At 60.5% G+C, this 13,802-nt stretch carries 8 protein-coding genes; 7 read left to right on the top strand and 1 reads right to left on the bottom strand.

Annotated features, from left to right (window positions below; all coding sequences use genetic code 11):
- The first annotated feature begins 6 nt into the window (after positions 1-6).
- The 7 genes from U1A53_RS07320 (at position 7) to U1A53_RS07290 (ending at position 12,528) form a co-directional block, all read left to right on the top strand.
- Positions 7-963 (top strand): peptidyl-alpha-hydroxyglycine alpha-amidating lyase family protein, encoded by a 957-nt coding sequence (locus U1A53_RS07320; RefSeq protein ID WP_322279955.1) that lies wholly within the window; start codon positions 7-9, stop codon positions 961-963.
- 40 nt (positions 964-1,003) lie between these two features.
- Positions 1,004-2,173: a sialidase family protein gene (locus U1A53_RS07315; protein ID WP_322279954.1), complete on the top strand. Its 1,170-nt coding sequence runs from the start codon at positions 1,004-1,006 to the stop codon at positions 2,171-2,173.
- A gap of 46 nt (positions 2,174-2,219) precedes the next feature.
- On the top strand, positions 2,220-5,099 hold the full coding sequence (locus tag U1A53_RS07310; protein WP_322279953.1) for an amidohydrolase family protein: 2,880 nt from the start codon (positions 2,220-2,222) through the stop codon (positions 5,097-5,099).
- Positions 5,087-6,355 carry an amidohydrolase family protein gene (locus tag U1A53_RS07305; RefSeq protein ID WP_322279951.1) on the top strand — a complete coding sequence of 423 codons (1,269 nt, stop codon included), beginning with the start codon at positions 5,087-5,089 and terminating at the stop codon, positions 6,353-6,355. Before U1A53_RS07310 ends, U1A53_RS07305 begins: the two co-directional genes overlap by 13 nt.
- A gap of 257 nt (positions 6,356-6,612) precedes the next feature.
- Complete coding sequence (locus tag U1A53_RS07300; RefSeq protein ID WP_322279950.1) at positions 6,613-9,429, top strand: PAS domain S-box protein; 2,817 nt, start codon at positions 6,613-6,615, stop codon at positions 9,427-9,429.
- Positions 9,426-9,878, top strand: coding sequence for a response regulator (locus U1A53_RS07295; RefSeq protein ID WP_322279948.1), 453 nt, complete (start codon positions 9,426-9,428; stop codon positions 9,876-9,878). The genes U1A53_RS07300 and U1A53_RS07295 overlap by 4 nt, the downstream gene beginning before the upstream one ends.
- A gap of 1 nt (position 9,879) precedes the next feature.
- On the top strand, positions 9,880-12,528 hold the full coding sequence (locus U1A53_RS07290; protein WP_322279946.1) for a PAS domain S-box protein: 2,649 nt from the start codon (positions 9,880-9,882) through the stop codon (positions 12,526-12,528).
- 48 nt (positions 12,529-12,576) lie between these two features.
- On the opposite strand, the gene U1A53_RS07285 is transcribed toward U1A53_RS07290, so the two are convergent.
- On the bottom strand, positions 12,577-13,788 hold the full coding sequence (locus U1A53_RS07285; protein ID WP_322279944.1) for a M14-type cytosolic carboxypeptidase: 1,212 nt from the start codon (positions 13,786-13,788) through the stop codon (positions 12,577-12,579).
- Positions 13,789-13,802: the final 14 nt, after the last annotated feature.

Genomic DNA, 13,802 nt, shown 5'->3' with positions numbered 1-13,802 from the left:
CCCGCCATGTGCCGCATCTCTCTGCTCTGCCTTTTCGCCGCGAGTGTTTTCGCGCAGACGCATCACGAAGTTGTGCCCGACTGGCCGAAACTGCTAGAGGGGCATGTGCTCGGCCTCTGCGCCGGAGTCGGTGTCGATGCGAAGAACCGGGTGTTTGTGTTTCATCGTAGCGGACGGAAGTGGTCGAATCCGTTTCCGAAGGAGCCGATCGCGCAGCCGACGGTGAGTATGTTTGATGGTGCGACGGGCAAGTTGCTGAGCACCTGGGGTGAAAACCGCTTCATCATGCCGCACGGACTCACGGTCGATCAGGAAGGCAATCTATGGCTTACCGATGTGGGCTTGCATCAGATCTTCAAATGCACGCCGGAGGGAAAAGTGCTTCTCACGCTTGGGGAACGATCCGTGCCGGGCAATGACCCTGCGCATTTCAACCTGCCCACCGATGTCGCCGTGCTGCGCGATGGTTCGTTTTATGTCAGTGACGGCTACAAGAACACGCGCGTGTTGAAATTCAGCGCCGAGGGCAAGTATGAGTTCGAATGGGGCACGAGAGGCAAAGGCGCGGGAGAGTTCAACCTGCCACACGGCATCGCGGTCGATGCGCAGGGCCGCGTGATCGTGTGTGACCGCGAGAACGAGCGATTGCAGGTCTTCGATGCGAAGGGTGGCTTCCTCCACGAATGGAAAGGCCCGCAGATCGGCAAACCCTACGGTGTGGCGGTTGGTTCCAACGGCCACATCTTTGTCATTGATGGTGGTTCGCCCTCGCTGCGGCTCTCCGAACGCGGCAAGGCCGTCGAACTCGATGCCGCAGGCGAAGTGCTCGATTCTTTTGGGTCCCATGGCAAAGAACCCGGCCAGTTTCAGCTCGGTCATGACATCGCCGTTGGCCCTGATGGTGCCGTTTATGTGGCTGAGGGCACCGGTGCTCGGGTGCAGAAGTTCGTGCGGCGGAAATGACCTGCCAAAACCAAACGTGGGAGGACGTAATTCACAGCCCATGATCACCAGCCGACGTCAATTCATCGCCGCCACCGCGCTCGCTTTTCCATTCATAGGCCGTGGTGCCGCGCCGGGTGCGAAGATCATCGAAACAAAAGTCATCTCCCAGCAGCCGGAGTTTTATCATGGCTGGCCGACGGTGGCGCAGCGGAAGAATGGCGAGCTGTGGGTGACGTGCTCCGGAGGACGCGAGGCGCATGTGTGTCCGTTTGGGAAAGTCGTGGCGATGAAATCGACGGATCATGGCGGCACGTGGTCCGCACCACGGGTGATTTACGACGGACCAATCGATGATCGTGACTCCGGCGTGCTGGAGACGGAGAAAGGCACGCTGCTGGTCACCACCTTCACGTCTCTGGCTTATGAGGATTCGTTCAAGAAGGCCGCGGCGATGGCTGAACTAACTGACAAAGGCTGGGTTTCCAAAGCGATGCCTGCGGAGCGCTATGCACGCTGGAAGGCCGCGCATGAAAAGCTCAGTGATGCTGAACGCCAGGCCCAGCTCGGCGAATGGGTGCTGCGCTCCACCGATGGCGGCGAAACGTGGTCCAAGCCGATTCCCACCATCGTGAACAGCCCGCATGGGCCGATCCAGCTCAAGGATGGTCGTTTGCTCTATGCCGGGAAGCAGTTGTGGTCCGGTGACAAGAAGATCGGCGTGGCCGAGTCGAAGGACGATGGCCTCACCTGGCAATGGCTGGCGGAGATTCCGACCCGCCAGGGCGATGACGCCACGAAGTCTTATCACGAACTGCACGCCATCGAGGCATCGGATGGCACGCTCATCGCGCAGATTCGCAATCACAACGCCGCGAACAAAGGCGAGACGTTGCAATCCGAATCCACTGACGGCGGGAAGACGTGGAGCGTGCCGCATTCCATCGGTGTCTGGGGCCTGCCTTCGCATCTGCTGCGTCTGCGCGACGGACGGCTCGTCATGAGCTACGGCCACCGCCGCAAGCCGTTTGGCAACCAGGCACGCATCAGCGCCGACAATGGCAAAACCTGGGGCGATGCGATCATTCTCTCCGGCGACGGGATCGGCGGCGATCTCGGCTACCCGAGCACCGTGGAGCTGCCGGACGGCACACTGCTCAGCGTGTGGTATGAAAAAATGGCGGAGCTGAAACTCGCCGTGCTGCGGCAGGCGACATGGCGGCTGGAGTGACTTCCAGGCTTGCAAAGTTGTCGCGCTCACGGCTGAATGGCCGTCCATGAAAACTCGCTTTCTTTGGGCGCTCGGTTTCGCCGTGGTTTCCGCCACGTTTGCTGCGGACATGCTGCGTCCGCCGGGCTTGCGCCCGTTGGAGGCTTCGAGTCATGCGCTGGTCGGCGCGCGTGTGGTGACGAGTCCGGGGAAGGAACTTGAAAAGGGTACGATCATCCTGCGCGAGGGACGCATCGTGGCCGTGGGGGCCAAGGTCGATGTGCCCAAAGATGCGCGGGTGCATGACATGACGGGCACGACGATCTATGCGGGCTTCATCGACGCGCATGTGTCGTTCGCGAAGTCCACGCGCAACGCACCCGAAGAAGGCGGGCCACCGGTGGAAGAAGGTGTGCTCACCTCGGGAGCTGCGGCGCCGTTTCTCGGCGTGAATTCTGCGGCAGGCGGCCCGGGTGCCAAATCCGTCGTCACTCCCGAGAGACGCATGGCGCGGGAGCATGCACCGTCGCAAAAATCACTCGATGCGCTGCGGCATGAAGGCTTCACGGCGGCGAATGTCGTCCCGGACACCGGGGTGATCCGCGGTGTGAGCACGTTTGTGTCGCTGGCGTCCGGTGATCCGGATGTGGCGATCATTCGACCGGATACCTTTCAGCATGTCAGCATCGACTCGCCACGCTCAGGAGCGGATGAAGATGAGGACAAAAATCCACGCGCCTATCCCGCATCGCTGATGGGCGTGATCGCGGTGGTGCGGCAGACGTTTCTCGATGCACGGCATCAGGCGGCGGATCACGCGCATTATGCGAAGCATGCCAAGGATCGTCCGCGTCCGGCGCAGGACTCATCGCTGGAGGCGCTGCTGCCTGCGGCGGAGAAAAAGATGCCGGTGCTGTTTGAGCCGGCCAGCGTGCTGATGGTGGAGCGCGCGGTGCAATTGGCGCGTGAGTTCGATTTGCAGCCTGCGCTACTCGCCTGCGGTCAAGAATGGCGCAGGCCGGAGCTGGCGCGTGCGGCAAAGGCACCGTTCATCGTGCCGCTGGATTTTCCGGAGGTTGCGAAGCTGCCGGAGGATGACGACTGGCTCGCGGTACCGTTTGAAACATTGCGCGCATGGGATCATGCGCCGAGCAATGCCGCGTTGCTGCCCCGCGAGGGCGTGGAGATTGCGCTCACGACGCACGGACTGGCCAAACGCAGTTCATTTCGCACCAACGCACGTCTGGCCATCGCGCGCGGTCTCAGCACGGACGATGCGCTCGCCGCGCTGACCACCGTGCCCGCCAAACTCTGTGGCGTGAGTGATCAACTCGGCACCATCGAGGCCGGAAAGCTTGCGCATCTCACGGTGGTGGAGAAAGGCGGCTACTTCGATGAAGACGCCCGCGTGCGTGAAGTCTGGATCGACGGACGTCAGTTCCAGGCGCCGATCAAGGACGACAAAAAGGACGCCAAGGACAAAAAAGGCGATGAGGACGAGGCGAAGAAATCGGAAAAGAAGGCGCTGCGCGAAAAGCTCACCGCCGCGGCCGCTCAGCAGGATCGCGGACCGCTGCTCTCGACAAAGTCAGTCTTGGTCAAGAACGCCACGATCTGGACCTGCGGACCGAAAGGACGCATCGAAAACGCGAATCTGCTCATCACCAATGGAAAGATCACGCATGTCGGCCTCTTCAAGGTGGAACTGGCAGCAGACACGCTGGTGATCGACATTCCCGGCATTCACATCACTCCGGGCCTTATCGACTGCCACAGTCACAGCATGATCATGGGCGGTGTGAACGAAGGCACGCTGCCCTCGACCGCGATGGTGCGCGTGGAAGATGTGGTGAACTCCGAATCGGAGACGATTCACCAGCAACTCGCTGGCGGGCTCACCACCACGAATCTTCTACATGGTTCGGCGAATCCGATTGGCGGGCAAAACTGCGTCATCAAGCTGCGCGATGGCGCTGCGCCGGAGGATTTGAAGTTCAAAGGCGCTCCTGGCGGCATCAAGTTCGCGCTCGGCGAGAACGTGAAACAATCCGGCTGGGGCGACGCCTTCAAATCGCGCTTCCCACAGTCGCGCATGGGCGTTCCTGCGTTTCACGCAAACCGATTCACCGCCGCGCAGCAATACATGGCCGAGATCGAGAAGCAGAAACGCGAGGGCGGGCCGCCGGTGCGGCGTGATCTCGAACTGGAGACCATCGCTGAGATCATTCGCGGTGAGCGGCTCGTGCATTGCCACAGTTACCGACAGGATGAGATCCTCGCCTTTTTGCGCGTGATGGAGGGCTTCAAAGTGCGTGTCGGCACGCTTCAGCACATCCTCGAAGGCTACAAGGTGGCCGATGAGATCGCCAAACACGGCGCAGGCGCATCGGCTTTCTCCGACTGGTGGGCCTACAAGCTGGAAGTGTATGACGCCATTCCACACGCTGGCAGCATCATGCGCGAGCGCGGTGTGCTCGTGTCCTTCAATTCCGATTCGTCAGATCATGCGCGTCGTTTGAATCTCGAAGCGGCGAAAGCCGTGAAATATGGCGGCACCTCCGAAGAGGAAGCACTGAAGTTTGTGACGCTCAATCCGGCGAAACAGCTCCGCATCGACAAATCGGTCGGCTCGCTTGAAGTTGGTAAAGATGGCGATTTCGTCATTTGGAGCGGTCATCCGCTGTCCACGTCGTCGATCTGCCTGCAAACGTGGATCGAAGGCAAACAGTACTTCGAGCGTGAGGCTGCGAAACGTCGTGCCGACTCCCGGCAGACCGAAAGACTCGCGCTGATTGCCAAGGCCAAAAAAATCGCCACTGGCAGCAGCGGCGGCGCTCCAGCTGATGACAAGGCCAAGGCGCGATTCTTCTTCCGCACGCTCGAAGAACGTCAAAACCACCTGTGTGTGGACTGCTGCATGGAAAGGTCGCTCTCATGGGAAAACTGATCTCATTTCTTCTCCTCGCGCTCACAACCGCGCACGCCGACACCTTGCTGCTGCGCGGTGCGGTGGTTCACACGGTCGCGAATGGCACGCTCACCACAGGTGATGTGCTCATTCGTGATGGACGCATCGCCGCCGTTGCGGAACGCATTGATGAAAAGGCGGATCGCGTGCTGGAACTCAAGGGTCTGCATCTTTATCCCGGTCTTGTGAGTCCAAGTACGGATCTCGGTCTCGTCGAGATCCCCGCGCTGCGTGCGGTCGTGGACGATAAAGAGACGGGTGAGTTCACGCCCGAAGTCGAATCATGGAACGCGGTGAATCCAGACAGCGAGTTGATCCCGGTGGCGCGTGCGAACGGCATCACGCACTTCGCGCCGACGCCGCAGGGGAAATTCATCACCGGCAGCTCCGGCATGATGGCCGCACGCGGCTGGACGATTGAGGACATGCTCGTGCGCCGCCATACAGCCATGCATCTCGTCTGGCCGGGCCATTCACTGAAGGTTCCGGGCCCCAATGCGCCCACGGATGCCAAATCTCTCGACGAACAGGCCCGCGAACGGAAGGAGAAGGTGCGGGAGATCGAGCGCTTTTTCGCTGACGCCGAGGCTTGGGCCAAACGCGATGCGAAAAGCCCAAAAGTGCCCGCTTGGGAGGCCATGCGGCCTGTTTTGCGTGGCGATGTGCCGTTGATCATTCATGCGAACGGTCAGCGTGAAATCCGCGCCGCTCTGACCTGGTCGGAGGCGCATCCCAAACTGCGGCTCGTGCTTCTCGGCGGTCGCGATGCCTGGATGCACGCGGAAGAACTGGCCAAACGCAAAGTCGCCGTCATTTACACCGAAGTTTTCACGCTGCCGGTACGCGGCTCCGACAGCTACGACGTGCAGTTCAGCGTGCCTGCTGTGTTGCACAAAGCGGGCGTCACCGTGGCGATCAGCGAGGGGCTTGAAAAGGCCAGTGCCTCCGGCCAACGCAATCTGCCCTACATCGCTGCACAGGCGGCGGCCTTCGGATTACCCGCCGATGCCGCGCTGGCATCCATCACATTCATTCCCGCGCAGATTCATGGCCTCGGCGATCAGCTTGGCAGCATCGAAGCTGGCAAAGACGCCTCGCTATTCGCCGCCACAGGCGACATTCTCGACATCCGCAGTCAGGTGAAGCATCTGTGGATCAGCGGTGTCGATCAATCGCTGGAGTCACGGCACACCCGGCTCGCGGAGCGCTACCGTTCGAGGCCGAAGACGAAATGAGTATTTCGGAGGCCCTGCTCAAGGCCGTGGCTGCGGTCATTCGGTGACAAGGACCAGCCGCACGGAGTAGATGTGGCGTCTAACGCCACTCGACTCTGAATGCTTGTTTATTTGTCACTAAGCATATGTGCAGAAAGATGTAGCCGCGATTTTGTCTTTTATGAATCATTATCGTTGGTAAAGATGTACGCGCCATCCTTCATGCCTGATTCCTCTGCTGCCTCGTCGTCCTCGCCAGAGGATGGAGGCTGCTGCCCATGTCGTGCGTCTCGACGGGGGTGCGCCAGGTGAAGCAAGGCTCAGGCACGAGGCATCAAATACTGCTGGCGCTGGCCCCTCCCATGGTGGCTTTGGGCATGCAGTGGGCTCTTTGGTTCTGGCTGAAGCCGTTGGTGTTTGTGCTGTTTTATCCTGCTGTCTTCGTCAGCTCATGGATTGGCGGCTGGCGGGGCGGGCTGGCGGGCACCGCGTTATCCGTAATGCTGGTCTGGTACTTCTTTGAGCCCCCGCAGTTGTCCTTCGTGATCGAAGAGCCGCGCATGCTGCTGGGACTGGGGGTGTTCAGCGGCGTGGGGTTGTTGTTTGCCGTGCTGCATGAGAAGCTGCGGGCTGCCAACGAAGAACTGGTGGCCGCGCACGAATCCATTCAACGTAGCGAGGCGCGCATGAGCAACATCGTGAGTTCCGCGATGGACGCCATCATCAGCGTGGACAGCGACCAGATCATCGTGCTGTTCAACACGGCCGCCGAGTCGATGTTCCGCTGCTCTGCAGCGGAGGCGCTGAATCAGCCCCTCGACCGATTCATCCCCCAGCGCTTCCGGGAGGCGCACAAAAAGCATGTGAAAGGCTTCGGGCAGACGAGCCATACCTCGCGCTCGATGCGCTCCCTCGGAACGCTGAGCGGCGTGCGTGCGAACGGTGATGAATTCCCCATCGAAGCTTCCATTTCTCACGCCGAAGTGGCCGGACAGAAGACTTACACGGTGATCCTGCGCGACATCACCGAACGCAAAGAGGCCGAGGAGGCGCTGCGCGCCAGTGAAGAAGAATTTCGCGCCAGCTTTTATTCGGCCGCCGTGGGCAAGGCACAGGTCGATCCCCACACCGGCCGTTACCTGCGGGTCAATGCCAAGCTCTGTGAGATCACCGGCTACTCGGAGGAGGAGCTGCTGCGGAAGACGTTCGTTGAACTGACACATCCTGAGGATCAAGCGAACGACAAGGTCGCTCATGAGCGCCTGACACGCGGTGACGTTTCAGGGATCAGCCTGGAGAAGCGCTACGTTGGCAAAGACGGCCGGATTGTCTGGGTGAACGTCAGCACCTCGCTCATCCGCGACGAGGGCGGTCATCCTTTGCGCACGCTGGCGGTCATCCAAGACATCACCGCGCGCAGGGAGGCCGAGGAGGCGCTGCGCGAGAGCGAGGCACGGTTCACGAAGGTTTTCCGGTCCAACCCGGGGGCCATCTGCATCACCACGATGCAGGATGGCAGGTTCATCGAGGTCAACGAGCACTACTGCCAGCTCTTCGATCTCACACGTGAAGAGCTCATCGGCCAGACGTCGGTGAAGCTGGCTCTGTGGGATGATCCGGCCACACGAACCATGCTGATGAAACGGCTGCAGGCTCACGAGCTTGTTCGCGACTATGAGACCCGCTTCCGGCGGAAAAACGGAGGCCTGATTGATGCCGTGATTTCCATGGAGCTGATCGACTTCTCCGATGAGCAGGAGCCGGTGGTGGTTTCCATGTTCGCGGACATCACCGAGCGCAAGCAGGCGAAGGCGAAGATCAGCCGGTTGAATGCCGAACTGGAGCAACGTGTGATCGAACGCACCGCCCAGCTTGAGGCCGTCAATGTTGAATTGAGCAGCAGCCGGGCCGAACTCCAAAGTCTCTTCGAGTCACTGCCGGGCCTGTATCTGGTTCTCACGCCTGGCTTCACGATTGTGGCCGCGAGCGACGCCTACCTCAAGGCCACCCTGGCGACACGCGAAGGCATTCTGGGCCGGGGATTGTTCGAAGTACTCCCGGACAATCCGGATGATCCGGCGGCAGACGGTGTCTCGAACCTCCGCGCATCGCTGGAGCGCGTGCTGCACAATGCCACTGCCGACACGATGGCGATTCAAAAATACGATGTGCGCCGTCCTGACGGCACGTTTGAAGAGCACTACTGGAGCCCGGTGAACTCACCGCTGCTGGATGCGGACGGTCGTGTCCGCCACATCATCCACCGCGTGGAGGAGGTGACCGAGTATGTGCGGTACAAACAACGACCCGCTCAAGACGATGCCGCCTTGAACGCGCGGCTGCAGCAGATGGAGGCGGAAGTCTTCCAAAGTTCCCAAAAAATGCAGGCTGCCAACAAGCTGCTGGAGGCTGCCAACAAGGAGCTGGAATCCTTCTCCTATTCGGTCTCCCACGATTTGCGCGCGCCTCTTCGCGCGATGGATGGCTTTTCCCGCGCCGTGCTGGAGGACTACGGCCCGCAACTCCCTGAAGAAGGCCGGCGCTATCTGCAGATCATCCGCAGCAACACGCAAAAGATGGGGGAATTGATCGACGACCTGCTGACGTTCTCCCGGCTCAGCCGCGCCCCGTTGAACAAGCAGAAGATCGACCCCCGGATGCTCGTGCAATCAGCGCTGGATGAACTGGGGAGCCAGCGTGAGGGCCGCCAGATCGACCTGCGCATCGAATCACTTCCTGAATGCGAAGGCGATCCCACGCTGCTGAAGCAGGTCTGGGTCAACCTCCTCTCCAACGCCCTCAAGTACAGCCGCAAACGTGAGACTGCGGTCATCGAGATCGGCTGCAGAACGGAAGATGGCATCAATGCTTACTTTGTGCGCGACAATGGCGCAGGTTTTGACATGCGCTATGCCCACAAGCTGTTCGGCGTCTTCCAGCGTCTGCATCGGGCCGAGGACTACGAAGGCACCGGAGTCGGCCTTGCAATCGTGCAGCGCGTCATCCATCGTCACGGCGGGCGTGTGTGGGCGGAGTCGGTCATGGATCAAGGAGCCACCTTTCATTTCACCCTCGAAGAAGAACCACCCTCATGAATGTTTTACCCATCATCGAAATCCTGCTCGTCGAGGACAGCCCGGAAGACCTGGAGCTGACCTGCCGGGCGCTGAAAAACGCCAACCTCGGCAACCACATCCACATCGCCCGTGACGGTGCTGAGGCACTGGACTTCATCTTTTGCGAAGGTCCGTACGCCGAACGCCGGATCGAGGACACGCCCAAGCTGATCCTGCTGGACCTCAAACTGCCCAAGGTGGATGGCTTGGAGGTGCTGCAACGCATCAAAAGCGACCCACGCACCAAGCACATCCCCGTCGTCGTGCTCACCTCATCCAAGGAACAGGCGGACATCGTGAAAAGCTACGCCCTGGGCGTCAACAGCTACATCGTCAAACCGGTGAACTTTGAAGGCTTCTCCGCAGCCGTCCAGGAACTGGGCATGTACTGGCTGCTGCTCAACCAACCACCCAAGCTGGAAAACTAGGATGCCCCAGCCCCTGCGTGTACTGATCGTCGAGGACAATCCCAATGATGCCGAGCTGGTGTTGCGAGATCTGCGCCGGGCCGGATTTGATCCTGACTGGCAGCGGGTGGAAACTGAGCACGACTATCTTGACCGGCTCAAGCCTGATCTCGACATCATCCTGTCCGACTACGACATGCCGGAGTTCAGCGGACCGCGCGCGCTGGAGCTGCTGAAACACCGCGGGATGGACACCCCCTTCATCATCATTTCCGGGACCATCGGTGAAGATGTGGCCGTGGATGTGATGAAACTGGGCGCGACCGATTACCTGCTCAAGGACCGCCTCGCAAGGCTGGGTGCCTCAATCAAACAGGCGCTTGAGCAGAAACGTCTGCAAACCGAACGCAGACGGATCGAAATGTCATTGAATCTGGTCCGGACATTGGTTGAGCACTCGAGCGACGGATTTGAGGTGATTGACCCGGAAACAGGCCGGTTTCTCGATGTCAACGAAACCACCTGTCTCCGGCTGGGCTATAGCCGCGACGAGCTGTTGTCCATGAGCGTGCCAGATGTTGAAGCCATGGCCCTGGATTTTTCCACATGGTCCAGACACGTTGACGAAGTGCGTCGAACCGGCTTCAAAATTCTCGAAGGCCGGCACAGACGAAAAGACGGCTCGACTTTCCCTGTGGAGGTCAACGTTCGATACGTCAAGCTGGACCGCGACTACCTGATCGCTGCAGTTCGTGATAACACCGAACGCAAGCTGGCTGAAGAGTCGCTGCGCCTGAGTGAAGAGCGCTTCCGCCAACTGGCAGAAAACATTCAAGAGGTCTTCTGGGTCACCGACACCACCAAGAACCAGATGCTCTACATCAGCCCCGCCTATGAGACCGTCTGGGGCCGCACCTGCGATAGTCTTCATGCTTCCCCGCGGACTTGGCTGGAGGCCATTCATCCCGAAGACCGTGAGCGTGTCCTTCACGCCGCCACCACGCGGCAGATAGACGGAACTTACGATGAAGAATACCGCATCCTGCGACCAGATGGTTCGCTGCGCTGGATACGTGACCGTGCCTTCCCTGTGCAGAACGCCAGCGGTGAAACCTACCGCGTCGTGGGCCTCGCCCGGGACATCAGTGGACGCAAACAGGCCGAAGATCGGTTGCGAGAGCAGGCATCACTGCTGGACAAGGCGCGCGATGCCATCCTGGTGCGCGACCTGGAGCACGGCATCACCTACTGGAACAAAAGCGCCGAGCAGCTCTATGGCTGGACTGCCGAGGAGGTCATCGGGCGCAAGGTCACCGAGCTGATCTATCGTGATCTTGTCGCATTTGAAAAGGCCATCGAAGAAGTCATCAGGCTGGGTGAATGGCACGGGGAGATTCAGCAGGTCACCAAGACGGGCACTCAGATTTTGATTGAGGCCCGCTGGACGCTGGTGCGCGACGCCACCGGTCGCCCGAAGAGCATCCTCGCCATCAACACAGACATCACCGAGAAAAAGAAGCTCGAGCAGCAGTACCTTCGCGTCCAGCGCATGGAAAGCATCGGCACCCTCGCGGGCGGCATCGCGCACGATCTGAACAACGTGCTCGCCCCTATTCTGATGTCGATCGAGCTGCTCCGCCTCACCAGCAGGGACGAGCGCGCGCGATCCATGCTCAGCACCATCGAGACCAGCGCCAAACGTGGCGCCGACATGGTGCGGCAGATTCTCTTCTTCGCCCGCGGCGTCGAAGGCCAGCGCGTGATGATCACTCCCCGGCAGATCATCGAGGAAATGCAGCACCTCCTCCAGGACACCTTCCCCAAGAACATCCTTTGCCACGTGGATCTTCCCGCGGCCCTCCCCGCCTTTTTCGGCGACTCCACCCAGGTGCATCAGGTGCTGCTCAACCTCTGTGTCAATGCGCGCGATGCCATGCCCGGCGGTGGAACCCTCGCCATCTCCGCCAGGAGCATCAGCGTGGATGAAAGCTATGCCGCCTCACATCCAGGCGCCAGGCCGGGTGCCTACGTGATGCTCAAAGTGGCGGACACCGGCACCGGCATCCCGCCGGAAGTCGTGGAGAAAATCTTCGATCCCTTCTTCACCACCAAGGAACTGGGCAAAGGCACCGGGCTTGGCCTCTCCACCGTTCTTGCCATTGTCAAAAGCCACGATGGTTTCCTCAACGTGGAGACCGAACCCGGCCAAGGCACGACTTTCTTGGTGAACTTCCCGGCCAACCTTTCCCCCACTGAGGATGCGATGGCCGCGCAGGAGGACATGAACCCGCGCGGCCAGGGCGAGTTGATTCTCATCGTCGATGATGAGGCGGCTGTGTGCGCCATCACCAAGCAGACACTGGAAGCCTTCGGCTATCGCGTCCTGGTCGCTGCCGACGGCACGGAGGCTGTCTCCCTCTACACCCGGCATCAGGCGGAGGTGGCCGCCGTTTTGACCGACATGATGATGCCCATCATGGATGGTCCCGCCACCATCCATGTGCTCAAGCACTTGAACCCCCGCGTCAAAATCATCGCCGCCAGCGGACTCGCCAATGACAGCGGCGCGGCCAGGGCCGCAGGCATGGGCGTGAAACACTTCCTGCCCAAGCCCTACACCGCCCAGACGGTGCTCACAACACTCCGACTGGCGCTGAACGATGATGCCTAGAATGATGCCGGCGAACGTCTGGACGCGTTTGCTGCTCACAAAATAGCATCACTCGCGCCGTGGATTCTCGCCGATGTAAGCCGCCAGCGCACGTCCCAGACCTGCGCCGACCTTGCCGTAGCCTTCCACGGACATGAGCGGGCTGTTCCATCCGGTTTCGAGCGTGACGGAGATCGTGGAGTCGCCTGTATTGGCGCGCACCCAGCCGCTGCTCATGCGTCCGCGCTCTTCATCCGTCTTCACATAGTTCGCGAAGCGATACTTCGGCTGCACTTTGAGCGGCTCGATGATGCTGGCGGCGGCAATGTCGATCCAGCGCTGATAATTGCGCTGCTGGATGCCTGTCATGCGCTCGAAAGCGAAGGGGCCGAAGAAAAAGATCGGATCATCGCTGCCAGGGTTATGCAGGTCGATGAAGACATCGAGTCCGTGCTTTGTGTGGATGTCGCGAATCATGCGCTGCGCGGCGGCGACCTCGGGATAGATCGGCGCGGCGGCCCAGTCGCGGTTGTGATCGCGCGGGACCGCCTCTTTGCCACCCGCGCCGATGGCGGCGTTGTCCACGTCCATGATCGGGATGTAGTGCAGGCAGGTTTTCGCGCGCAGAGCCTTCGCTTCATCACTGGCATACCAAGTAATGAATCCGCGCCCCACCTGGCTGCCGCCAGCTTCCCACGCATGCTGCCGTGAGCCGATCCAGACTTGATGCGGCGCGTTTTCATCACCGATGCGGATGCCATGCACCGGGCGGCCATCACGCGTCTTCGCCAGCTCGAAGCGTTTCGCCTCCGGCAGCTTCGTGACGATGTCAGCAAGCAGTTTGTCCGCGTCCGACGGCACAAACGGCGGCCCCCATGCCAGCGACATCTGCGCAGCCTCTGCTTTGATCGTGTAACTCATCACCTTCTCCGCGCTAAGCGTGCCTTTGACCGATGGTTTCCAGGTTGTGCCATCAACACTGATCCAGGCCTGCTTCGGCTGGCACCAAGCAGCCGCCAGCACCGTCTTCTCGCGAAACGGCTTCGTCTGCGCCTGCACTTCCAGCGTGAACTCCTCGCCCACGGTGAGTCCTTCAAGCTTGAAGAACCACCAGCACGGCCAGCCGCGTCCTTCGCGCTGCTCGGGCATGACGCGCAGGGTTTTCGTGGCTTGATCAAGTTTCACGACCTCGGCGTTACCGCCCTCGAAATCAGCGATCACCCGCACTTCCGCGTGGGCGATGAGAGTAACGAGGGGAAGAAGGAGCAGTCGTTGAATCATCCGCACTCAACGTC

It is taken from the genome of Prosthecobacter sp. (assembly GCF_034366625.1).
Taxonomy (GTDB): domain Bacteria; phylum Verrucomicrobiota; class Verrucomicrobiia; order Verrucomicrobiales; family Verrucomicrobiaceae; genus Prosthecobacter.
This window is presented reverse-complemented; position numbering and strand designations above follow the sequence as displayed.